A 21,992-nucleotide genomic window follows, 5' to 3' on the forward strand; every position below is an offset into this window, starting at 1 on the left:
TCCTGTTTAGGTTTTCTTTCTCTTCTTATAGCTTCGTTTTCTGCTTTGCTGATTTGAGTCAGGTTTCTTTTCCTCGCCTTCACCCTTTAGGGCAACCCACATTGCGGTGCCGCCTTCCTTGTCGGTTTCGATTTCAAGGAAATCCATCTTCTTAAGGAACTTGGAAAGCTTTGTATCACCGTAGTTTCTAACATCAAAGTCAGAATATCTCTTGGCCAGCCTGTTACCTATCTCTCCCATGTTCATTCTCTGATCCTTGCCATCAGCCTCATTTAGCATCTTCTTGATTGCAAGCTTAATCACATTGATATCTGTCATTCCCTTTTCCGTATCATCATAGGAACCATTCGGTTCCTTTTTCTTCTGTTGACCATTGACCTTCTTGGCTGTGGTTTCTGCATCTTCCTGAATACCCATGGTCTGCTTCTCTGACTCGGCCAGGACATCCAGGTACTTGAAAAGGTTGCAGGAGGAAATAAAAGGCTTTGGTGTCTTTCGCTCTCCCATTCCTATAACCATCATTCCCGACTCCCTGAGTCTTGATGATAGCTTTGTAAAGTCGCTGTCGCTGGATACTATGCAGTACCCGTCAACATTCCCGGAATACAGTATGTCCATGGCATCTATTATCATTGCTGCATCTGTTGCATTTTTCCCTACAGTGTAGCTGTATTGCTGAACCGGCGTAACTGAATTTTCCAGCAGTACCTCTTTCCATGCAATGGTGTTTGGCTTTGTCCAGTCACCATATATCCTCTTGTAGGTGGCTATACCGTAGTTGGCCGTTTCATCAAGTATGTACTTGATGTATTTTGCTGAAACATTGTCAGCATCAATTAAGACTGCAAATCTCTTCTCATCCATTATTAAATCTCCTCTTCCTCTCCAATAGCCTCTGCTACCCTTATTCCGTCAACCGCCGCCGATATGATTCCACCTGCGTACCCAGCTCCTTCTCCAGTAGGGTAGATCCCTAGAATATTGGACTTATATTCCTGATTTCTGAGTATCCTTACAGGTGATGAGCTTCTGGTTTCAACTCCCGTCATGATTGCATCCGGGTCTGCAAACCCCTTCAGCTTCTTATCGAACTCCACTATTGCCAGCTTGAGGGTGTCTGTAACATATCCCGGAAGACAGCTTCTAAGGTCCGTCATCCTTACCCCCGGTCTGTAGCTTGGATTCACGGCTCCGATGTTTTCCGACGCCCTGTCCTTGAGAAAGTCTCCAACCCTTTGAGCAGGAGCATTATAGTCTCCCCCTCCTTCAACAAAGGCCTTCCTCTCCCACAGCCTCTGAAAGTGCATGCCAGCCAGTGGGTGATCGTCCCCGAAGTCATCAGGTCCTACATTAACCAGCAGGGCAGCGTTTGCGTTTTCCCTGTCCCTGGCATGCTCGCTCATGCCATTGGTCACCAGCATCCCTTCCTCAGATGCTGCCGCCACAACAGTGCCCCCTGGGCACATGCAGAAGGTGTAGGCCGATCGGCCATTTTCAAAGTGTCCTGCCAGCTTGTAATCAGCTGCTCCAAGCCTTGGATGTCCATGGCTTTCCCCATACTGTGTCATGTCAACAAGCCTTTGGGGATGTTCAATGCGCACACCGATGGAAAAGCTCTTCTGCTGGATGTTGAAGCCCTTTTCATTAAGCATTTGGAAGGTATCCCTGGCACTGTGTCCCAATGCCAGGACAACCCTGTCAGTCTCCAGCCTCTCACCTGCATTTATTATCACCGCCTGAACCCTGCCATCCACAATTTCAAATCCAGTGACCTTGGCTCCGAACCTTACTTCCCCTCCAAGGGATATGATCTTTTCCCTCATGTTTATTACGACTCTTCTGAGTATATCGGTTCCAATATGCGGCTTGTTTACGTACAGGATATCCCCGGGTGCGCCTGCCTGAACAAAATACTCCAGCACTTTCCTTGACCTGGGGTCGTTTGTCATGGTTGTGAGCTTTCCGTCTGAGAAGGTTCCTGCTCCCCCTTCCCCAAACTGTACATTTGATTCGGAATCAAGCTTTCCTGTTTCCCAAAATTCCCTGACATCCTTAACCCTCTCTTCTATCCTTTTCCCTCTCTCCAGTAGTATTGGCCTGAAACCAAGCTCCGAGAGGACAAGCCCCGCAAATAGTCCTGCTGGCCCAGTTCCAACTATTACAGGCCTCGAGCCCTTTATGGAGTTTTTTCTCACATAGTCCCTCTTCTCCACTGTTGCCTGGGAAACACCCTTTTTACCGAATTTCTTCAATATGGCCTTTTCATTTGCCACCTGAAAATCCACTGTATATACAAATGTAATATTGCTCTTTCTTCTGGCATCAACTGATTGTTTCCAGATACTCCAAGCTGTAATATCGGTTTCATTTATCCTTAATTTTTTTGCTATTTCAAAGGGTATGGATTCTTCCTCCTGATCCAGCCCAAGTCTTATTCCACTTATTCTTAGCATCTGATCCTGTCCTCTCATTTCACTGTTTTCTCTTTTGTTCCATTTTACAGTATGAAGTGGCTTAAGTCCATTAAAAGCAAAACCATAAAAGACGCACCCAAAATAGATTGCGTCTATTAGATCATTTCCTATGGATTGCAACCCTTTTTATTCTCTTGTCCTCTATCTCCTGAATGGTAAACAGAGTCTCATCCACCATTATTTCCGGTGTCTCTTCATCGTCGGGGATGTAGCCAAGCTGATGGATCAGAAATCCTGCCAGGGTATCGTAATCCTCGCTTTCCTCATCCAGCTCCAATCCAGTTCTGCTGTTAAGCTCCTTGATGGAAACGGAGCCTCGGGCCAGGTACAGATGCTCCTCCAATATTTTCACGTCCGGATCGTCCTGGTCGAACTCATCGTCTATGTCTCCCACTATTTCCTCAATCAGGTCTTCCATGGTAACAAGGCCTGAAAAGCCCCCATACTCGTCTATAAGGATCGCCATGTGTTTTCTGGTGGATTTAAGCTCCATAAACAAATCGTTAATGTTTTTCCTCTCAGGTACGAAGTAGGCCGGTCTTATGATTTTTCCAATGTCTATATTCTGGAAGCCTTTGTTGTAGGCCTCCAAAAGGTAGTCCTTCAGGTAAAGTATCCCGATTATATTGTCCACATCATCCCTGAACACAGGAACCCTTGAATGCCTTAGCCTGAGGAACTCATCAATGTACTCCTCAGGGGGGTCGTCTATGTCAATGGCGAATACCTCAGTTCTTGCAGTCATGATTTCCTCAGCCAGCTTGTCATCAAATTTTATTACACTTCGGATCATTTCCCGCTCCACCGGATTTATAAAGCCCTGCTCATGTCCCACGTCAACCATGGAGCTGATTTCCTCAAGGGTGACCTTTGCCTCGACACCCTCCTGGCTTATGCCAATAATCCTCATTACCGTATTGGTTGATACTGAAAGGAATGTAACAAAGGGATGCATTGTCTTTGCAGCAATGCTGATGGGCTTAACTGCAAACATTGCAAATTTTTCAGCATATCTCAGGGCAATTCTCTTTGGAACAAGCTCCCCGAAAACAAGCATTATGTAGGATAGTACAAGTGTGATTCCGATAAAGGCAATGTCCTGCCCAAATGGAACTCCCATCCCGTCCAGTGTTTCTCCAAGTCTCGCAGAGATGCTCACTGCTGCCGATGCCGATGAAAAGAATCCCGCAAAGGTTATACCCACCTGAATGGTGGATAGGAATCTGGATGGCTCCTTTAGAATGTTTACCAGCATTTTGGCTTTTTTGTCACCTCCATCGGCCTTGGAGGACAGCTTTATCCTGTCAACGGATACCATGGCCATTTCAGAGGCTGCAAAAAAAGCATTTACAAGAGTCAATACAAGGATTAAAATTAGTTTTCCCGTTATGCTGATATCATTTCCCAACTCCATCCTCTCCCTTCACTGATATGAAGTTGATACCCATAAAACACAGTAAATAAGCAGTTTGTTGGCTAAACAAAAACATGCCGGAAGGTTTCCGACATGTTCTACGAAAAAGTATTCAATTCCATGAGTAGCCCGTATTGGTACTACAATCCCAGCGATCTCAGGGGACCAAAGTTCATTCTCTCTCTTACCTGTTGAAGATGTCTCTTCTCCTCCATAAGTATAACCTTCATTTCCTTGTTGGCTATATCAGGATACAACTCCATCATCTGATGTACGAAAAGAATTCCATCCTTCTCCATTCTCTCTGCAAGCTCCAGGGAATCTGCAAATTTCTTGTTCTTGTCAAACTCATGCTTGGCGTTTATGTTTTCATCAATCAGTGACTTGGTGTACTCGATCTCCTCTTCTGAGAACTCTCTGTTCATGTCTCCACCGTGCTTTTCAAGAAGCTTAGCATACATCTTGTTGTGCTTGTCCTCTTCCAGTGACAATCTCTCAAACAATGCCTTGGATTTTTCATCTGGTGCATTTTTAGCCATCTCAGCATAATACTTGGATACTTCCTCTTCCATCTTAACGAAGGTTGATAATATTTGCTTTCCATCAAAATTCATTCAAGTCACTCCTTTCCATTGATAACTCCCTAAATTAATAATACTCCGGAATCTCTAAATTTACAAGTCTTATGTTTGCTTTTTGACATTATTCTTCTATAATTCTTACTATGTCCTCCTTTTCCCTTTCCAGTATCCTCAAATCGTAGTTGGTATTGTAGGTATTCTTCAAGACTCCCCAAACATGTTCAAGATACCTGCCAATTGCCTTGCGATTTCCCTCTGATGCCTTGTCTGCTGCAAACCTTATTGACTTGAGCATATTCTGCATCACAGAGGCATCCTCCTTACCGTAGTGAAGAATCTGATGATATGATGATTTCAGCTCCTGAGAGAACTCTATGATCTCATAGGCTACCTTTGGATACTCCTCCTCACCTTTATATAGCATGTAGCTTCCATCAATATGGGCTATCTTGCCCAACAGCACCCCCATTATCCTCAGACAGTGGCTCGCTGTGTTTGGGTCGTTTATCCCAGGTGATATTGCCCTTAGTGCGATTTCCGTAATCTTCTGCATGGAAAAATTGAAATCCTGTATTTCGGACTTCTGTTTGCCTATTGTTATTGAGTCAAGAAGCTCATCGGTGGTCTCCTGATCAAATTGCACTTCATCATCGAAATATATAGAGAAAAGCACTGATTCATCCGTTACAAACTGCCCATTAATCTTTCCAAGCACCACTGTTCCCTTGATATTCCCGGCTGTCCGGTATATGCTGCTGTGGTCGATAAGCTGTATGTAGCCTTCCTTCCTGCTCTTGATCCTTAGCACCAGGTCCTCCCTTCCCCAGCTTGATCCGTCAATCAAGGTCCCTTCATCCAAAAGGGATACGTAGTCGCTTATTTTCTTTTCAGCCTCCTGGTAGAGCCTGTCAATAAGATTGTTTGTCTGTATATAGGACCCGACATGGTGAATGTACATAGTGAACTGGACCAGACAAACAATTGCATAGGCTATACCTAGGGTTGCAGATACAACCAGTTTGTCCCCAAGACTGTTCTTCATAAAGAAGAGGGTGACTATGGAGTAAACGAAGCCTCCCATGAATACTCCCAGGGCTTTCATGGTATCGTCATCTGAAAGGAAGTTCTCCACTGTTCTTGGCGAAAATTGTGATGAGTAGGTTGTCAATACAACCATGGTGGTTGAAAAGGTAAATGTGGTCATTGTTATGAGCGAGCCTGCAATCACACTGAGTATATCCTTTGATAGCTCAACACTTGTAAGGAAAAACTCCGGAAGGAAATCAGGAAGGTTAAGAAAGCTGCCCGAATCTGACATCCCTACCACTACTGCTCCCACCAGTGATATAAAGCTGATTATTGAAGGGTATATCCAGACACTTTTTCTGAATTTAAGTAATATTCTCTGCAGCATGCCATCCTCCCCATATTCCGTCTTCCGCCCTGTAACAGATTACTTGTAGCCTATGAAATTATCTGTCTTGATGCTGCTCTTCTCCACACCAAGAGATGTGAGCTTATCTGTTATTGCCTTGTTCATACCAGGTGTGCCTGAGATCAGATAATCTGCATTGTTTCTCATTTCTTTTGCAAAGTTTTCTATCTCCTCCATAAACTCATGCCTGTCGGAAATAAATCTAACGTCCAAACCATCATATTTTCTGTTGATCCATTTCAGGGTATCCTCATATGCGAAGTCCCCTCTATCATCTGAATACAGAACCCGTAGCTTCTTTGGATTTATGCAATTGAAATCCATGTGTTGTAGAAGTGCCCTGATAGGTGTTATCCCAATTCCTCCTGCCATCAGGCATGTGGGCTTGTTGAAATCCTCAATCCTGAATCTCCCCTGGGGATCCTCAGCGGTCATCCTGTCACCAGGCTTCAACTCAAGGAGTTTCTTCTTGCAATCGGTGGACTCATCGGTGATTCTTGTGGAGAACATTACGAAGTCCTCTTCCATTATGGATGCCAGGCTGAATATCCTGTAATTCTTGTCTCCCTCAACCTTGCACTCAAGATTTCTGAAAATGGCATGCTGTCCAGGAATCCACTGGAGCTCCTCGGGCTTTTCAAAGACAAAGGAAAATATCTCATCGGTTTCCTTTATCATCCTCTTGAAAACCATCTCATAAGTTTTGTTTAATTCAGACATCCAAAACACCTCCGTTATAACTTACCCTCATCGCCCTGTTTCCTATGCTTCTTCAATGTGTTTATACCCTTATTTTTTGAATTATTGATTATTTATCATTTAAAAATCAAATTATTTCCAGAATTAAGCCAAGGCTTTAGTGTAGAGGCATATTTTTGAATGATTTTTGTTAAACCCGAATAAAATATTGTATAATCAAATTATCAGAATGGATTGGGAGTGATACCATGAAGATTGGTGAATTTGCTGCAAGAAACAAGACAACAATAGATACGATCAGACATTATATGGACCTTTCATTGCTGACGCCTGAAAAGAAGGGCTCATACTATGTTTTTAACGAGGATTGCCAAAAGGACTACAATACTGTCCTTTCACTTAAACACATCGGCTTCTCCCTGGTTGAGATTCAGACGCTTATGCTATATGACAGAATCGGAAGACACACAGAGTACAGCAGGCAGAAGACCTACAGGGCATTCTTCCTCAATAAGCTGCAATGGATCCAGGATGAGCTGCTTCGGCTAAAGGATATGGAGGAGAAGCTTCAAGAGACTCTGGAATCGATGCCAGGTGAATCAGATGATCCCCATCCCGCTGTAGGGGTCCCATTTAATGCCCTACCCCATCTCTTCTGCAATGAATGCGAGAGTTCATATGTACTTTCAGAGGGTCAAGTGGAGAATGGAATGATCATTTCAGGGAGGCTGACCTGTCATTGCAGGGATTCACTGGAAATCAGGGGTGGAATTCTCTTTGGAAAGGGTGCCCTCAGCCCGGAAATGTGTGATGCTGTCAGTAACTCATTTATTGATGATTATGTTAATACTACACATGTGGACTACCTGAAGAATCTGCACATGAGCCTCCAGTGGGCACGGAACAACTATGATTTCCCCGACCAGGGGGATGGAATTGTACTTGAACTGGGTTCGGGAAGGGGCTTTTTCCTGAGAAATGTAATTGACATACTGCCGGGAGACTCTCTATATATAGCTGTTGATCACAATCCCAACGCCCTAGCCTGGCTTAAGGACTCACTGGCTGATGTTATTGGAGGCAGGAATATTCTTTTCCTTTGCTGTGACTTCAAAAGCATACCCTTAAAGCCTCATGCTGTCGCAACAATGATCGATGCCACAGGGAGTTCAAATTACGCATTTGAGCACGAAGACTTTCTCCTGGACTCATTGATGCAGCTTCTTGCTGATAATTCCACACTATATGGACATTACCTTGCATTTGAAAATTTTGCACCAAATTCAGTTGTTCCAGAAAAAAGCAGGCAATGGTTTAGGAGGGATATCATCAAGAGACATCTTGACAGCCTAGGTTTCAGGAATCTAAGGGAGTATGAGACCGCCCCAATTTCCCAGGGAGGTCCAAGAGAGGACTTCTTCGTTAAGGGTGAGAGAATCTTCAATTATCTTTATATGGGCAAGTTAAGCAGTTAGCTTCAAAGCATGGGGTCAGCCCCATGCTTTAGTGTTTTTTGTAGATTATTTTTTGGAATCCCCTATTGCACTTGGGTTCACACCACATAATATACTTTCCATATAGACCAAGAAAGGAGAATTTATATGGGTGAGCTCATCTCAAAATATGATAAAAGGGGAGAAATGAAAAATATTGTCCTGTTCTCGTCAGGAAAATCTGTATCCATGTTTGCATCGTCAATCTATAGCTTTGCCATTGGGCTTTATGTTCTAGGAATCACCGGCTCAGCACTTAATTATGCTACCACCATCATGCTTCACATACTTCCCATGATTATTGTGAGCCCAATAGCGGGAGTGCTTGCAGACAAGATCTCCAAAAGAACCCTGATCGTGGGAATGGATGTTGCCAATGGGATGCTGTTCCTTGTTCTTTTCAGGATCAGCCAATCTGGTGGTCTGAACTTGGCAACCATATACCTGACAACCGTACTCCTAAGTATCTTCTCCAGTTTGTTCAATATTGCATTTGAGGCGGCGAAGCCCAATCTTGTAATGCCGGAATCCCGTTTAAGGCTTAATTCAATCAGCAAGCTGATCGATTCCACAACATCCATCCTGGGACCGGCTCTGGGAGGAGTTATGTTTGCCATGATTGATATCCAATTGTTTATTCTGGTAAACTGCATTTCATTCTTTGTATCAGCTATTTCAGAGATATTTATCGACTATGATTTTCATGCTGACCTGGACAGGGAGGATAAGCCTCCATTTATACCTCATATAGGCAAAGGATTTAGGTTCATGATCAATTCCAAGGCCATAAGGGAGGCCTTCATGCTTTTTGTAATATTGAATTTCCTCCTGGGCTTCTCAGTGAACGTACCCATGCCCTACATCGTTAACCAGATGCTGGAGCTTCCGCCTGAGCTGTTTGGATTTATCAATTCCATGTTCCCGGTTGGGCTTATAATTGGAACTTTGTCAATTGGTAAGATTCTGGAAAAGAGTTCCTACTCCAGACTATTGATACTTGCTACGTTTCTGCTGGCTCTATTGGCCTCAATGATAGGTGTTCCCCTGTTGGTCCATGCAACCACCCTGATGTATGGAATCTATTATTCAGCCTTAAGCATCCTCATGGGTGTTCTTATATCCTATGTGGATATTCCAATAATAACAATCATGCAGGATGAAATCCCATCAGGCCTTAGAGGGGTTGTCTTTGGCCTGACCATGAGTCTGGTAAAGGTTGTGCTACCTGTTTCTCTGCTGGCTTCAGGCTATCTTATTGATTACTTGCCGGCGGTTTTAATACCGGTTTTGGGAGGAACCCTAGCCATTGTTTATCCCTTATTCCTCCTGAAAAGGAAAGAGGGTCTACCTGTTTGATCAGGTAGACCCTCCTGAATTTTTCCTCAGCTGCCATCTTAGCTTTGATTCAAAGGCATCACCTTTCCATGGTAGCACCTAAGGGGTGCTGAGCTTATGGCAACTGCACAGAATCCACAATCAATACATGCTGATTTCTCCTTTTTCCCCTGCCTAAACTGATTCACTATGCCCGGCTCGATTATTAGAGGTCGACTGAGAGAAACATAGTCAGCGCTGCCATCCATTAGCACCCTTTCAATTTCCGCCCTATGTCTGAATCCACCTACAACAATTACTGGTAGAGACACCTCTTCCTTGATTTTGGTGGCAGAATCAACGTTATACAGATGTATTGGCTCCTCTTTATGGATGACCTTTGGCAATACCATGGAGTAAAGTTTCTTCTCAATCCCCTTTTTACCACCATAAACTGGATCATATGCCAGAATTGCCTCAGTGGGAATCTTTGTTACCCTCATAAAGTCAAAGAAATTTGTTCCTCCACAGGAAACCTCTATGACATCTCCCCCGTTATGCTGAAACATTTTAGCAATCTCTATGGTGTCTGAAATCGTTATGCCATTCTTGTCACCGTCATGAGAGCTTATTTTTATCCAAATCGGATAATCTCCAACTTCCTGCCTGGCTTTCTTCATTATTTCGGCGATAATCCTGAATCTGTTCTCAATGGTGCCTCCCCATTTGTCAGTTCGATTGTTGCAGTGTGGCGAAAGAAACTCTGACAGAAGGAAGCCATGTGCTCCGTGCAGCTGTACCCCATCAAAGCCTGCCTCCTTTGATCTTGCTATGGCCAGCACAAATGAGTCAATTATTTTTAGTATTTCCTTCTCTTCAAGCTCCCTTGCCATAACATTCCAAGGTGGATACTTTTTCTTTGAAGGTGCAACCACCACTTTGTTTGGGGATGCGGGAGATATCTTTCCACCTCCATGGGCCAGCTGGGCAATTATTGGTACATTCATTCCGTGGACCATGTCTACCAATGGTCTGTAGCCCATGACAAGATCATCCTTGTCCATCATCAGCATCCTGGGGAAGGCCTTCCCTTCCTCATGAATACCGGCCAACCCTGTTATGATGCATCCAACACCCCCATCTGCAAGATTTTCATATAGCCTGTACAGTTCATCAGTTGGCGAACCTGCTTCGTCTCCCATGGCTTCATGGGTTGCGGACCTAATAATGCGGTTCTTCATTGCAATTCCTGAAATGATACTTTCCTCAAACATTTTATCCAACTTATCCCCCTCCCCCTTGATACAATAGCAAACACAAAAAAACCAGCCCACAGGCCGGTTACGCCACTCACTCCTCCGTGGCTGGAAGCGTCCATATCTTACCACGGAATCCACGTGTCCGATTTTTATGTATATGCAAAGATACTCTTTCCCATTCTATTTATATCCAATTTTAGTAAAATTTAACATATTACTGTGTTAAATTTATATTGATTTATATTGCTTTTACATGCAAAAGGTCTGCCCAATTGATCAGGCAGACCTCTTTATTATTATAATTATCTTTGATCCTCATATTTTCTCAATAGCTCCACAAACAGTTCTGGAACCTTCGCCATGTTCTCAGGTGATTCAACAAATGAAATTCTGAACTGGGTTGTTCCTGGATTCTTGGAGGAATCCTCAATATCGTAGAAGCCCTTCATTGGAGCTACAAGAAGAGTTGTCTCAACCCCGTCTATTTCAACTGCACCTTCCCCTGCACAGTAAAGAACAAAGTCAATTGAATCAAAGTCTGGCTTGACAACATTTCTTACATCTATTACAGAATAGATGGACGCATCAGGTCTTGAAACGATAAGCTTGGGCTCCTTCTCCAGAAGTCCTTCCCTTACCTTGACAATCATGTCCTTGTAGTAATCCCTCTGCTCCTTGCACCAGCTTAGGATATCCTCCTTGCTCTCATGGGCAAGTGCTCCAAAGATATACTGACCGATTACATTGGCACAAAGGTTTGCTGTATACTCAGCAATTGATTTCTTGCTGAACTCAGCATTGTCAGTTATAACCGCTCCCATCCTAAGTCCACATGCATTCCACACCTTTGATGCCGTCTCAATGCTAATCCTTCTTCCTTCGATTCCTGGAACCTCTTCATCTGACAGGCCCCAGATGCTTACAAGCTCCTGGTCTTCCTTGTAGTAAAGCTCCCTATAGGCTTCGTCTCCGATCAGCCACATATTGTGCTTAACACAAAGCTCCGCAAGCTCCTTCAGTGTTTCCTGGTCATAAAGCTGACCTGTTGGGTTGTCATATGGAATTACAAGCAATCCCCCTGGATTATGTTCCTTTATTATAGCTTCAATTTCAGACATTTCTGGAAGGTTGAAAAGTCCGTCCTCTCCCATGTGTCTCTTGATTGTAACTGTCTTTCTTCCAAGTCTTTGAGCAAATGAAATGTAGTTCGTATAGGCAGGGTCAATCATCATTAGTGGTCTTTCGTTTTCTCCTGCTGGACCACAAACGCCAAGGATAACAAGCTCCATACCTGACGATCCACCGTCAGTTACCTGAACATTAAGCTTGCTGGTATCAAACCCCTCGCTCTTAAGTATGTTCTTGAAGGCATCCTGTGCCTCAGGAGTTCCCGCTGTACCTGAATATCTTATTACACCTTTTGAAAATGGGCTTTCCGGAGAATCCAGATTGAACATTCTTTTCATCATCGCAGGATTTGTTGGTAGAGATACGTTACCTATCCCCACATTGATTACTGCCTCCGGCTTCTTCTCCCTTTCATCGTACTTCATTTGAGCCAGTCTAACATCTGAAGGCTTTCTTGATTCAAAGTGTGCTGACATGATTGGTTTACTCATTGCATAACTCCCTTTCATTTGATTATTTGATTGTTGTAATTTAAGTGTATGATTGTTAAATTTTCTCTACATTATCATCATATCATAAGAAAAGATTTCCGTAAATAAGCATAATTGTTGCTCTTATTCAGAAAATAAAGATCAGAAACAAAATATCATTGTGTTTCACTTATAGTGGTACAAACTTGTTAAATTAAGGTATAATCATAGGGAGGAGGCATTTTTATGGGAAGGTTTTCGACTTTTTTTGATTCTTTGTTTGGCAGGATCCACATAGAGAAAGACATAGTGGGTTCTGATTCAGTCCACCTACTACATATTTCAGATACCCCCAGCAGCATTTATCCAGAAATCAAGAGGCTCATTAGGGTGCTTAATCCTGATTACATCGTCCATACAGGTGATGTCTCTGACAACATAAAGGTTGGCCTTCATCCAAGCTACATCACAAGATACAAGCATGAGGCTAAAAAAATGCTGAAGATCTTGGATAGCTCAAATGCAGAAAAGGTATTTCTGTCCTTGGGTAACCATGACAAGCTTGACTTTGTCAAGAAGAACTGCGGTAGAATCAAGGTCATAGAGGATAGGGAACTTATCACCATTCAAGGAAGGAAATTCGCCATCAGCCATTACTCCGATTTTCTTAAGGACATTGATGCAGATATTTACCTATATGGTCATGACCTGTCAATTGAAAGCCAGACCATTGACAGCAGGGTCTACCTCAATGGAATCTCTGCAATACATGTCATTACAATACCTGAGCTTGATATCACCAGGCTTGACTATCCGCAAGGTACCGATTCCGAAAGACTTAAGCGTAGAAAGACCAAGCTTTAGATATATGCCTCAGGTCAGCAGGTCTAGAACTTACAAAAATACAAGGAGTTGATTTTATGGTATCACTGGTAAGAAGTGGCCCCAGGTCATTGCTGATAACTTCATCTGACAAGGAACAGCTAATCCAATACCTCTGTAATGACCTTGGTGGAGCTGTGGTTGAAATGGAAACCGTGATGAAGAGAAGTGAAGAGAACCATACAATTGTATATATTATTGAGTATGAAAATGAGGAGAAAACAAGATACAAAAAAACGGATGCTCTTGTTGTCTTCCTGGACCCTCTTGTACTTGCATGCAAGCTACGTGAAATGATTAGGCATGGCTTGGTCCAGACAATGAGGTCGGGGCCCCAGGTACTAATCCTTCGCTCAGCAGGGAATCTAGGAGCTGTAATTGAAAAGATCAAGGAGGATTTTGAGGGAGAGCTTTCATCCTTTGAGGAATGTGGGGAGAACGGTTTTGAGGATAGGACCATCATTGGTATAACCGACAAGCCAATTTACAGGTCAATGGCTGCTGATGACTTCCACCCTCAATTTCTTCAAATAAATGATGATTACTTCAAAATCAAGCAGGTCCTTAGAAGGCACTCCATAAAATATCTTAATCTGGGTGTTGGCTCCAAGGGATGGTCAAGTCTTGAAATAAGGATATACGACAGCTTTGGTGCCTATGAGCTACATTACAAGAGGCTTCTTACAGTCCTGGATGCCCTTCAGATAGGACTATTAACCGGGGAATCATGGTCAAAGGACCAGCCAAGGGCTCTGCTTTTCATTGATGTCTATAGCATAAGGCTTCTTACCTTCTACTCTCCCCAGGAGGTCAAGAGAATTTTGTTTGGACTGGAGTACCTGGAGGATGGTAGAAGGATTATTGACTATGACCTCCTGGAAAATGGAAAGAAGGTCCAGTGGGCATCCTTGTTCAAGAAGGAGAAGAATGTGGTCAAGAAGGAAAAGGCAATTGAGACAAGAGGAGATCTGTTTTCAAAGCTTAGCGACGATACAATCGAGGAGCTCCTGGAGCTTGAGAAGGAGATTCTCAAGACAAGGTACTAAAAAGCTCTCCATTTGGAGAGCTTTTTCATGCATTTCTATCTTGCTATTAGCCAGACTCCCAGGACCAGGAAAATCAATGCCCAAATATAGAAGAAAATCTCTGTTCCCCTGTCCCCAAGTACCTTCTTGAACAATTCAATCTTCTTCATGTTCCAGATTTTATCAGGCTTGACAACGGCTATTACAACAACTGCTGCTGCGTATACTATTGCAACTATTCCCCAAATGCTCATAAGTCTACCCCCTTTATTATTAATCAGCTTTTATCCACCAAGGTCTGCTTATTCAAGACCTTTTCTGATTCTAGGTGCCAGAACTACAAAAACCACCAGGCTTATTCCAAGGACAATACCTGAGTATTTCAATATTTCAAGCAAGGATCCCGCATTTGAAAGGACCAGATCGTTCCCCTTGTAAGCCCAATAAAAGGGTGCCCAATAAAACAGTGGCTGCCATTTGTCCGCAAGGAGCTCCACCCCAGCAATGCTTCCAAAAAGTGGTAGAAACAGCAGCTTCATATTTCCAGCGGCGGTCATTACATCATCATTGTTTACACCTTCTATAAAGCCAACCGTCAAGCTTATGAGACAGGTTGTGGCGACCATTAGAAAGGCGTGGAAATAGTTGATGTCCCTGAAGCCTGTGAAGAAAAGAAGTATAAAGGATCCGACAATTGGTACAAATACTCCTATGAGGCTTTTCCCCGCAATAAAACCAAGCCGGGATACCGGTGAAAGGTGGATCGCACTTATGGTGTTGTCACTCTTTTCCTCAACTATGTTGATTGCTATAATCATTCCTCCCATGATGGAAGTAAAGATTATGGCCACATTTACCATTATCTTCTTCAAGGGTGGAATGTCCCTTCCATAATCAACAATCTCAGCTGTGGTGTCCTCAATGCCAATCCCGTAATGATCAAAGGCAGTGAGATTTCTAACATAATCTATGATGTAGTCAGGCTCATTCCCCTGTCTCAGGATAAAGTATTCATCTCCCTTATCTGGTAGAACGCCTACAATATTGTCCCTTTTCAGGACCCTTTCCTCAATGTCCTCAACGGTTTTGAGAACCTCCACCTTTGCAAATTGGCTGAAGTATTCCTCCTGCTGAGGATTCTCGCCCTCCAGCAGGACAACCTCAACTGTGGTGTCATTAATCCCGGGGGAGAATACATTTATCATGATTGCAAACATTACAGGCACAACCAGTATGTACAGAGTTATAAAATTCCGTACACTGGTCTTCAGGTCCCTTTGAAATATTAAAAGAATTTTCCTTATCATTTTATAGCACTCCTTTACAGAGTAAGGGTCTTCTTGAATCTGTGATTTGCAAGAATGAAGATATCCATACCCAAAACGGCAAAGCCCAGGGACGCCAGCATTACGTATGACATATTGCCATTGACTGAAATTATTTCCTTGAAGCTCTGGAGCATCACATAGCTGGGGATTATCTTGACCCAGTCAGGGTCCCAGCTAGGTGTAAAGTATGATATGTTTGGCATGATCATGATCACTATGACAATGTACAGGGCACCAAAGGCCTGGGCAATGTCCTTGTAGTAGCTTGTGAGGAAAAGCCCCAGGGAGGCTGCAAAAAATCCTGATGTGACAAGAAACAGCAGCATCGCAGGATAGTTGGGCTGCAGTCCCATAATGGGCACTGTCACTATCATGGTTGTGACAATGGATGTAATAATTATCACTCCTATCTTGCTCAACAGATAGTGCCATACTGAGGATGCCGTAACTGCATATGCTTTTATTATTCCCTCATCCTTATCCAGGAAAATATATGCTGCAATAATGAAAAGACTCATTAGACTGCCGTTGAAGGTCAGAAACACAGGTATTACATTTTCCCTGTCATTTAAGGGTTCCGTATCCTGGTACAGGGATTTTACGACTATATTTTCAGAGTACTCCTCGATTACATCAAGACCTGCCTTTCTGTTCTGAAAAACCAGCAGAAGGTTCTTGAGCTTCTGGGTTTCATACCCCTGAAGATAGTAGGTTTGAACTATTTGATTACTCTCGTTAACTCTAATGTGTACAGTTGGTACCCTTTCCGAATCTGAAAATGCATTGAGGGCTTCCATGCTGTTGAGGAGATATATCTCAGTTTCCTCTGTTTCATATAGCTCTGCTGGATATATGGTATTGTTGGCCTCCACTTCCACAAACCGTGGCGCGCCGTACAGATCCTCCTCCAGGAGATCCTTCTTGAATCTGTCCACGACAACCTGAGGCAGGTCCAGGTAAATGTACTGTTCTCCCTTGGTGTCGAAATTCTCAGGCACGACAAAAATAAGTATAAGGAGCAGGACAACTGCCATTCCCAGCTCGATATAGAAATACCAGCTCTTTGACGAAAGCTTCATCTCCTTTATAAAACTGTACCACAGCTTCATTTAGACCAGGCCCCTTCCCGTTACCTTGATAAATATCTCCTCAAGGGTTGCTTCCTTTGTATGCATGGTTTGTATGTCATTACCCCTAATGACTTCTATAAGCTTGTTCTTCTCCTCTTCAACAACTGTTGAGTAGCTTTCCTTCCTTAGCTCGCCATCTCTGTAATATTCAACCTCCACCAGCTTCTCACCGTACTTGAGCTTTAGCTGCTTTGGAGAATCTATCAGTCTGATCTTGCCATCCACGATAAATGCCACCCTATCACATAGCTCATCAGCTATGTACATGTTATGGGTGGTAAGAAAAACAGTGACTCCCTTTTCATTTTCCTCCTTTATGATGTCCTTTATGTTGGAGGCTATGGCCGGGTCCAGTCCAGTTGTGGGTTCATCCAAAAACCACATCTCAGGATTGTTTATCATTGATCTTGCAAAGGTCAGTCTGTGCTTCATACCCTTGGAGTACTCTCCGGCCTTGATCTTTTCCTTGCCATCCAGCCCCACCATCCTGATAAGGTCCATTGGTTCCCTTGTTTCCACATCAAAGAGCTTTCCGTAAAACTCAAGGTTCTCCAGACCAGACATCTTGTTGTAAACATTTGATTGCTCAAAGGACATGCCAATCTTATTGAACATCTTGTTCTTGATTTGCTTCACATCGTATCCAGCTACCTGGACCTCCCCCTTTTGCAGCTGGAGAAGACCCACAAGTATATTCTGGGTTGTTGACTTGCCTGCTCCAGAGGGTCCGAGAAAACCAAATATTTCCCCTTTCTCCACCTGGAAGCTTATATCATTTACTGCATATCTTTCATCATTGCTGTATGAGTGGAAAAGGTTCTTGACCGTAATCATACTATCCCTTCTTTCGTCACAATTAAAAGCATCAGTCTTCCATATAGTTGAGAACTACCTCTTCCCCTTCGGCCAAGCCTTCTGTCACCTCTATACGGTTGCCATCCTCAAGACCTGTAACAATTTCCTTTTCAATAGGCTTTCCGTCCTCCAGAACCTGTACATAGTTATTGCCATTTCTCACATAGACGGCAGCCTTTGGTATCAACAAGGTTTCTTCAGACTCATCAACAATAACCCTTGTCCGGAGCTCAAGTCCATAGGATAGATTTCCAGCATTCTGTGGGAGACCAATCTCCACAGTTTGTCGGTTCTCCTGAACTCCAAGCTCTGACATTGTTATGAAGGCTTTGGGATATACCCTGCCGACCTCCAAATTATCCATGTCCACTCCAACCTTCTCGTCAATGATCAAGGCCCTCATGCCAGGCTCTATAAGGAGTGCGTCCTCAACCATGAAATCCACCAGAACAACCTTGTCAGACGGATCCTGTATCTCAAGTATCATCAATCCTGCTGAAGGGACATCTCCAGCAAATGTGTTCACCTCTGTTACTATGCCATTTATGTCTGAATAGATCTTGGAATCATCCCTGCTTTTTTCAAGTGACTCAAGGGTCAGAAGAAGAACGTCTATTTCTGCTTCGTATCTTTTTCTGGTGCTTCCTGAAACTCCTTTGATCAGCTGATTGTAGTTGTTCTGGGCTACCCCTAGACTGCTTTGCAGCTGTGCCAGATTATTCTGTGCCTGCTCCAGCTCCACTAGGGATACAGCTCCATTGTTGTACAACTCCTGAATTCTGTCCCTATTCTTTGTTGCCAACTCAATATTCCCGTTGATTCGTGCAATTTCAATCTTTGCGCTATTTATGCTTTCGATATTGGTACCTGAAGTTGCATCTGAGTATGTAGCCTCCAGAGCCTCTATCTGCTTCTCCACCTTTTTGATTTCCAGATCCAGGTTGTCCTCGAACTCAATCAAAAGCTGCCCACTTCTAACCTGGTCTCCCAGCTGGACCTTTAGGGATTCTACTTTATTTGCGCTGTTTCCGTAATATTTTCTGATGTTTCTTGAGCTTACCCTTCCACTGTCCTGGACAGACCTCCCCAATTCTCCCTTCTCAACCTGGGCAGTATTATACCTTCTACCGACGTTTCCCACAGTTAAGAAATAAAATATTGCCACTGCCACAGCTGTAAATACAACAAATGCAATCACTAATTTCTTTTTCATGGCTACCTCCATTTCTAGGTCTTGAAAATTTTGATCCGAGATCTATTCAAGTCAAAAACTCACCGAAAGTTCAGCTATATGTAAGCATTGAAGCGGATCTGGTTATTTTATTCTTGCTTTAATCTGTCATTAAGATAAATACCCGGCTTAGTTCCTTTAAAACCTGAATCAGTCTCTTATTTTTGTAAATATAAACATTTGTTAGCCATTCAATGGATCTATGAAAATCAAAAGATGAAGCCTGTCAATGTACAAGCTTCACCCAAGGTAAGACTGATTTGCGAATCCAAATGCTATTCCTATCACTGCAGATAATGCTATGTAGGCAACAGGATGCTTCTTGAATCTTCTTATAAGATAAAAAATGATAACAAAATACAGCGCCTTCCTCCAGTCAAGAAGATCGCTCATTTCATTTGTGGCATTGAACAGCTCGGTATTTAGAACAGCTATTCTAACAATTTCAACACCTGCAGCTGCAATAAGTCCAGTCACAGCCGGTCTCAATCCATAGAATATGTTCTCCACAAGGGAACTTTTTCTGAATCTTTCAAGATATCCTGACACAACTGATACTATAATAATGGATGGAAGGACAAGTCCAAGGGTTGCTATGACACCTCCCAGTATCCCAGCCACATTGTACCCTACATATGTAGCCATATTTATGCCGATTGGACCAGGGGTGGACTCTGATATTGCAACCATGTCTGCAATAAACGATATTGAGTACCAACCGGTTGATTCGGATAAATCCTGAAGGAATGGTATTGTTGCCATTCCACCTCCAATTGTGAAAAATCCAATCTTTAGGAACTCATAGAACAGTTTCGCAAAAATCATTTAAGCGCACCTCCTGCCAGCTTTCTTGAGACTATGCCGAAGATTGCCGAGGCCACAATAAGCACTATAGGTGAAAGTCCAGTTGCCATCATTCCTATGAATACTATTGCAAACACTGTTATTCCTGTCTTGTCCACCACTCCCTTTTTCCAAAGGCCGATCACCGAGTTAAGTATAAGTGCTGAGACGCATACAGCAATTCCGGCAAAGGCATTCCTGACAATTGGGTTGTCTTGAAAGTTGCTTAGAAATGCGGCTATAAAGGTGATTATAAAAAGGCAGGGTCCTACAATTCCCAGAGCTCCAGCAATTCCTCCGGGGATACCCTTTCGTTCCTTTCCTATGAAGATTGCCACGTTGACCGCAATAATCCCTGGAAGTCCTTGACTAACGGCGTAGTAATCTATTATTCTTTCCTCTGTCATCCACTTTTTTGTTTCAACAATTTCCCTTTGAAGTATGGGCAGCATTGCATAGCCACCTCCAAAGGTTACTGCACTCATCTTGAAAAACGAGACGAAAATTTCCCACAACTCCCTCATGTCCATCACCCTTTGTCAATTAGTCATTTATTATGCCTCTTATTTTATTGTACAATATTTCCAAGGAATATGCATATGAATTGGTAATTATTAAGATAATTAATACTATCTGTTGAATTGGCGGGAGTCCAGGTGTATGATTGAGTGGAGGGCATACATATCAGATACAAATGGGAGGTTCACTATGAAGACCTTAGTTATAGAATGGAGACACCTTGATGTGGAAGGGGAAACCTGTGAACGCTGCAGCCAGACGGGAGCCAGTTTGGTGGAGGAAACAAGGCTATTAAACAGAAAATTGAATTCACTTGGATATCAGGTAAAGCTAATGGAAACCAAGCTTGATGAAGCCAAGATCCAAGAATCCAATCTGATCCTCTTAAATGGTGTTCCCATTGAAAAAATCATCAAGATAAGGGTAGTCGACAACTATTGCAAATCCTGCTCAGACCTTGTGGGCTCAGAAACCTATTGCAGGGCGGTTTATTACAAGGGCAGGAAATATGACGACGTTCCCAGGATTGCCATTAGGGAAGCTGTGGCAAAGTCATTGGGGTTGAAGGTACGAAAGCGAAAAGGTTAAAAAAAGCAAAATACCAGAATTCATTGATTTGAATTCTGGTATTTCATATATTCCTCAGCAATTACTGCATTTCCGAGTATTTCTTGAAGTTATCAAGAATTGCCTGCCAGCCTGACCGCTGCATTTCCATGGAATTGGATTCTTCAGCCTCGAATGTATACTTTACATTCACACCGGCCTCAACCGGTTCTAGCTCAATCAATACCTTTCTACCATCATCCAGGGTGTATGCGATTCTTCTGTTCAGTTCCACCTCATGGTACTTGCCGGAAAAATCAAATCCATAGCTTCCGTCCTTGGCCTCCATTCTATAGTTGAATTGGCCTCCTACCCGAAGGTCATTTACGGCTCTAGGTGTATGCCAGTCTTCAGATGCACTGTTCCATTTGGTAATGTGCTCCGGAAGATTTAAATACTCCCAAATCTTATCTACAGTCTGATTTACCGTTGCCTGAACAACAATCTTTTGTTTCTCCATATCTAGTGCCTCCTTTAAATCCACGGACCCTCATATTCCAATACCCACCCAAAAATATAAAAAGGATATCACAAGATAAGAGCATATCCAGACTTCACTCCTCTGGCCTGTTTTGCTCTAACTATGTTCTATCCCCATTGTCGCTGCTATATCTATATACATGCAATAAATACCCAAAATCTCAAATATCAATCCTATCGTTCTTCCGAAGCCCTTATGGATTTTCGCTAGTGATTACTCTTTCATAGCCGTATCTCAGTCCTCCAGCTTCGTCACCCTCCTGAATAAAAAATTTACCGCACTTCTCGAAGCCTGCCTTTTGCATCGCCCCGTTCATTGCAGCGTTGTCAGGATGAGTGTCTGCCCTTACACTTACTGCGCCTTTTTCAGCTGCAAGCCTTGCAACGGAATCAAGCAAAAATCCCGTTAAATTCTTGCCTTGATGCTTCCGTGCCACTGCAGCCCGATGTATGGTTGCATAAACAGCGTTGTCAGCAGTTTTCCAGTTTCCTGAAATCAGGTGTCTATAGGAAGCCTCCTCTGTGAAAGTCACTGCACATACTGCAACTACTTCATCATTGTCAGTAACAACATATCCCAAGCCATCTTCAACATCCTGAATAAAAAGCTTTCGATCAGGGTAAGTGCCTTTCTGCCATTGGTCGATTCCATTATTTTTAAGCAGCTCCTTGCCATCATTGGCAATCTGTACAATGGCATCAATATCAAAAATTGTTGATTTTCTGAATACAAGCATATTTCGTCTCCCACTTTTGTATTTTATTCATCCTTAATGGATTACACTTAAATTATATCACACGATTATGACACGCTCCAGCGAATCAT

22 protein-coding genes are annotated in these 21,992 nt (G+C 43.0%); 5 read left to right on the plus strand and 17 right to left on the minus strand.

Features of this window, described 5'->3' with window-relative positions; genetic code table 11:
- Positions 1 to 6: 6 nt before the first annotated feature.
- From ACKVDP_RS00345 to ACKVDP_RS00370, 6 genes are all read right to left on the minus strand, one after another.
- Positions 7 to 864, minus strand: coding sequence for an NYN domain-containing protein (locus ACKVDP_RS00345; protein WP_409226816.1), 858 nt, complete (start codon positions 862 to 864; stop codon positions 7 to 9).
- Positions 865 to 866: 2 nt separating this feature from the next.
- Complete coding sequence (locus tag ACKVDP_RS00350; protein WP_409226817.1) at positions 867 to 2,453, minus strand: NAD(P)/FAD-dependent oxidoreductase; 1,587 nt, start codon at positions 2,451 to 2,453, stop codon at positions 867 to 869.
- Positions 2,454 to 2,574: 121 nt separating this feature from the next.
- A complete protein-coding gene (locus ACKVDP_RS00355; RefSeq protein ID WP_409226818.1) occupies positions 2,575 to 3,888 on the minus strand; it encodes a hemolysin family protein in 1,314 nt (437 codons plus the stop codon).
- Between the two features lie 140 nt (positions 3,889 to 4,028).
- A complete protein-coding gene (locus tag ACKVDP_RS00360; protein ID WP_409226819.1) occupies positions 4,029 to 4,502 on the minus strand; it encodes a ferritin family protein in 474 nt (157 codons plus the stop codon).
- An 88-nt stretch (positions 4,503 to 4,590) separates the two neighbouring features.
- Positions 4,591 to 5,883, minus strand: coding sequence for a DUF2254 domain-containing protein (locus ACKVDP_RS00365; protein WP_409226820.1), 1,293 nt, complete (start codon positions 5,881 to 5,883; stop codon positions 4,591 to 4,593).
- A gap of 39 nt (positions 5,884 to 5,922) precedes the next feature.
- The gene (locus tag ACKVDP_RS00370; protein ID WP_409226821.1) at positions 5,923 to 6,624 is read right to left on the minus strand and encodes an FAD-dependent oxidoreductase; all 702 of its coding nucleotides are present in this window, start codon (positions 6,622 to 6,624) and stop codon (positions 5,923 to 5,925) included.
- A gap of 227 nt (positions 6,625 to 6,851) precedes the next feature.
- Here ACKVDP_RS00370 and ACKVDP_RS00375 point away from each other — a divergent pair, with 227 nt between their 5' ends.
- Positions 6,852 to 8,078, plus strand: coding sequence for a MerR family transcriptional regulator (locus tag ACKVDP_RS00375; RefSeq protein ID WP_409226822.1), 1,227 nt, complete (start codon positions 6,852 to 6,854; stop codon positions 8,076 to 8,078).
- Between the two features lie 126 nt (positions 8,079 to 8,204).
- The gene (locus tag ACKVDP_RS00380) at positions 8,205 to 9,452 is read left to right on the plus strand and encodes an MFS transporter (RefSeq protein ID WP_409226823.1); all 1,248 of its coding nucleotides are present in this window, start codon (positions 8,205 to 8,207) and stop codon (positions 9,450 to 9,452) included.
- Positions 9,453 to 9,490: 38 nt separating this feature from the next.
- Here ACKVDP_RS00380 and ACKVDP_RS00385 read toward each other — a convergent pair whose 3' ends face one another.
- Together ACKVDP_RS00385 and ACKVDP_RS00390 are read right to left on the minus strand one after the other, a co-directional pair.
- Positions 9,491 to 10,684, minus strand: coding sequence for an NADH:flavin oxidoreductase (locus tag ACKVDP_RS00385; protein ID WP_409227179.1), 1,194 nt, complete (start codon positions 10,682 to 10,684; stop codon positions 9,491 to 9,493).
- Positions 10,685 to 10,971: 287 nt separating this feature from the next.
- Complete coding sequence (locus ACKVDP_RS00390) at positions 10,972 to 12,288, minus strand: pyridoxal phosphate-dependent aminotransferase (RefSeq protein ID WP_409226824.1); 1,317 nt, start codon at positions 12,286 to 12,288, stop codon at positions 10,972 to 10,974.
- 225 nt (positions 12,289 to 12,513) lie between these two features.
- Here ACKVDP_RS00390 and ACKVDP_RS00395 point away from each other — a divergent pair, with 225 nt between their 5' ends.
- Positions 12,514 to 13,131 (plus strand): metallophosphoesterase, encoded by a 618-nt coding sequence (locus tag ACKVDP_RS00395; RefSeq protein ID WP_409226825.1) that lies wholly within the window; start codon positions 12,514 to 12,516, stop codon positions 13,129 to 13,131.
- Positions 13,132 to 13,187: 56 nt separating this feature from the next.
- On the plus strand, positions 13,188 to 14,195 hold the full coding sequence (locus ACKVDP_RS00400) for a hypothetical protein (protein ID WP_409226826.1): 1,008 nt from the start codon (positions 13,188 to 13,190) through the stop codon (positions 14,193 to 14,195).
- Positions 14,196 to 14,230: 35 nt separating this feature from the next.
- Here the strand turns inward: ACKVDP_RS00400 and ACKVDP_RS00405 are convergent, their stop codons facing one another.
- The 7 genes from ACKVDP_RS00405 to ACKVDP_RS00435 form a co-directional block, all read right to left on the minus strand.
- The gene (locus ACKVDP_RS00405) at positions 14,231 to 14,428 is read right to left on the minus strand and encodes a hypothetical protein (RefSeq protein WP_409226827.1); all 198 of its coding nucleotides are present in this window, start codon (positions 14,426 to 14,428) and stop codon (positions 14,231 to 14,233) included.
- Between the two features lie 48 nt (positions 14,429 to 14,476).
- A complete protein-coding gene (locus ACKVDP_RS00410) occupies positions 14,477 to 15,481 on the minus strand; it encodes an ABC transporter permease (RefSeq protein ID WP_409226828.1) in 1,005 nt (334 codons plus the stop codon).
- 14 nt (positions 15,482 to 15,495) lie between these two features.
- The gene (locus ACKVDP_RS00415; RefSeq protein ID WP_409226829.1) at positions 15,496 to 16,611 is read right to left on the minus strand and encodes an ABC transporter permease; all 1,116 of its coding nucleotides are present in this window, start codon (positions 16,609 to 16,611) and stop codon (positions 15,496 to 15,498) included.
- Positions 16,612 to 17,466, minus strand: a complete 855-nt coding sequence (locus ACKVDP_RS00420) for an ABC transporter ATP-binding protein (RefSeq protein ID WP_409226830.1) — start codon at positions 17,464 to 17,466, stop codon at positions 16,612 to 16,614.
- A gap of 31 nt (positions 17,467 to 17,497) precedes the next feature.
- Complete coding sequence (locus ACKVDP_RS00425; RefSeq protein WP_409226831.1) at positions 17,498 to 18,700, minus strand: efflux RND transporter periplasmic adaptor subunit; 1,203 nt, start codon at positions 18,698 to 18,700, stop codon at positions 17,498 to 17,500.
- A gap of 258 nt (positions 18,701 to 18,958) precedes the next feature.
- The gene (locus tag ACKVDP_RS00430) at positions 18,959 to 19,543 is read right to left on the minus strand and encodes a chromate transporter (RefSeq protein ID WP_409226832.1); all 585 of its coding nucleotides are present in this window, start codon (positions 19,541 to 19,543) and stop codon (positions 18,959 to 18,961) included.
- Positions 19,540 to 20,085: a chromate transporter gene (locus ACKVDP_RS00435; protein WP_409226833.1), complete on the minus strand. Its 546-nt coding sequence runs from the start codon at positions 20,083 to 20,085 to the stop codon at positions 19,540 to 19,542. The genes ACKVDP_RS00430 and ACKVDP_RS00435 overlap by 4 nt, the downstream gene beginning before the upstream one ends.
- 184 nt (positions 20,086 to 20,269) lie before the next feature.
- Here ACKVDP_RS00435 and ACKVDP_RS00440 point away from each other — a divergent pair, with 184 nt between their 5' ends.
- Positions 20,270 to 20,668: a DUF2703 domain-containing protein gene (locus tag ACKVDP_RS00440; protein WP_409226834.1), complete on the plus strand. Its 399-nt coding sequence runs from the start codon at positions 20,270 to 20,272 to the stop codon at positions 20,666 to 20,668.
- Positions 20,669 to 20,729: 61 nt separating this feature from the next.
- On the opposite strand, the gene ACKVDP_RS00445 is transcribed toward ACKVDP_RS00440, so the two are convergent.
- Positions 20,730 to 21,146: an SRPBCC family protein gene (locus ACKVDP_RS00445; protein WP_409226835.1), complete on the minus strand. Its 417-nt coding sequence runs from the start codon at positions 21,144 to 21,146 to the stop codon at positions 20,730 to 20,732.
- Between the two features lie 214 nt (positions 21,147 to 21,360).
- Positions 21,361 to 21,903, minus strand: coding sequence for a GNAT family N-acetyltransferase (locus ACKVDP_RS00450; RefSeq protein ID WP_409226836.1), 543 nt, complete (start codon positions 21,901 to 21,903; stop codon positions 21,361 to 21,363).
- Positions 21,904 to 21,992 lie beyond the last annotated feature (89 nt).

Source organism: Gudongella ferriphila (assembly GCF_046224405.1).
Classification (GTDB): domain Bacteria; phylum Bacillota; class Clostridia; order Tissierellales; family Tissierellaceae; genus Gudongella.

Excerpts from the sequence above, each read along its gene's own strand:
- ACKVDP_RS00400 (WP_409226826.1), top strand. The coding sequence starts at position 13,188 with ATGGTATCACTGGTAAGAAGTGGCCCCAGGTCATTGCTGATAACTTCA.
- ACKVDP_RS00435 (WP_409226833.1), bottom strand. The coding sequence starts at position 20,085 with ATGAGGGAGTTGTGGGAAATTTTCGTCTCGTTTTTCAAGATGAGTGCA.
- ACKVDP_RS00410 (WP_409226828.1), bottom strand. The coding sequence starts at position 15,481 with ATGATAAGGAAAATTCTTTTAATATTTCAAAGGGACCTGAAGACCAGT.
- ACKVDP_RS00370 (WP_409226821.1), bottom strand. The coding sequence starts at position 6,624 with ATGTCTGAATTAAACAAAACTTATGAGATGGTTTTCAAGAGGATGATA.
- ACKVDP_RS00390 (WP_409226824.1), bottom strand. The coding sequence starts at position 12,288 with ATGAGTAAACCAATCATGTCAGCACACTTTGAATCAAGAAAGCCTTCA.
- ACKVDP_RS00425 (WP_409226831.1), bottom strand. The coding sequence starts at position 18,700 with ATGAAAAAGAAATTAGTGATTGCATTTGTTGTATTTACAGCTGTGGCA.
- ACKVDP_RS00345 (WP_409226816.1), bottom strand. The coding sequence starts at position 864 with ATGGATGAGAAGAGATTTGCAGTCTTAATTGATGCTGACAATGTTTCA.
- ACKVDP_RS00380 (WP_409226823.1), top strand. The coding sequence starts at position 8,205 with ATGGGTGAGCTCATCTCAAAATATGATAAAAGGGGAGAAATGAAAAAT.
- ACKVDP_RS00405 (WP_409226827.1), bottom strand. The coding sequence starts at position 14,428 with ATGAGCATTTGGGGAATAGTTGCAATAGTATACGCAGCAGCAGTTGTT.
- ACKVDP_RS00395 (WP_409226825.1), top strand. The coding sequence starts at position 12,514 with ATGGGAAGGTTTTCGACTTTTTTTGATTCTTTGTTTGGCAGGATCCAC.
- ACKVDP_RS00375 (WP_409226822.1), top strand. The coding sequence starts at position 6,852 with ATGAAGATTGGTGAATTTGCTGCAAGAAACAAGACAACAATAGATACG.
- ACKVDP_RS00415 (WP_409226829.1), bottom strand. The coding sequence starts at position 16,611 with ATGAAGCTGTGGTACAGTTTTATAAAGGAGATGAAGCTTTCGTCAAAG.
- ACKVDP_RS00430 (WP_409226832.1), bottom strand. The coding sequence starts at position 19,543 with ATGATTTTTGCGAAACTGTTCTATGAGTTCCTAAAGATTGGATTTTTC.
- ACKVDP_RS00445 (WP_409226835.1), bottom strand. The coding sequence starts at position 21,146 with ATGGAGAAACAAAAGATTGTTGTTCAGGCAACGGTAAATCAGACTGTA.
- ACKVDP_RS00355 (WP_409226818.1), bottom strand. The coding sequence starts at position 3,888 with ATGGAGTTGGGAAATGATATCAGCATAACGGGAAAACTAATTTTAATC.
- ACKVDP_RS00350 (WP_409226817.1), bottom strand. The coding sequence starts at position 2,453 with ATGCTAAGAATAAGTGGAATAAGACTTGGGCTGGATCAGGAGGAAGAA.
- ACKVDP_RS00360 (WP_409226819.1), bottom strand. The coding sequence starts at position 4,502 with ATGAATTTTGATGGAAAGCAAATATTATCAACCTTCGTTAAGATGGAA.
- ACKVDP_RS00420 (WP_409226830.1), bottom strand. The coding sequence starts at position 17,466 with ATGATTACGGTCAAGAACCTTTTCCACTCATACAGCAATGATGAAAGA.
- ACKVDP_RS00385 (WP_409227179.1), bottom strand. The coding sequence starts at position 10,684 with ATGTTTGAGGAAAGTATCATTTCAGGAATTGCAATGAAGAACCGCATT.
- ACKVDP_RS00450 (WP_409226836.1), bottom strand. The coding sequence starts at position 21,903 with ATGCTTGTATTCAGAAAATCAACAATTTTTGATATTGATGCCATTGTA.
- ACKVDP_RS00365 (WP_409226820.1), bottom strand. The coding sequence starts at position 5,883 with ATGCTGCAGAGAATATTACTTAAATTCAGAAAAAGTGTCTGGATATAC.
- ACKVDP_RS00440 (WP_409226834.1), top strand. The coding sequence starts at position 20,270 with ATGAAGACCTTAGTTATAGAATGGAGACACCTTGATGTGGAAGGGGAA.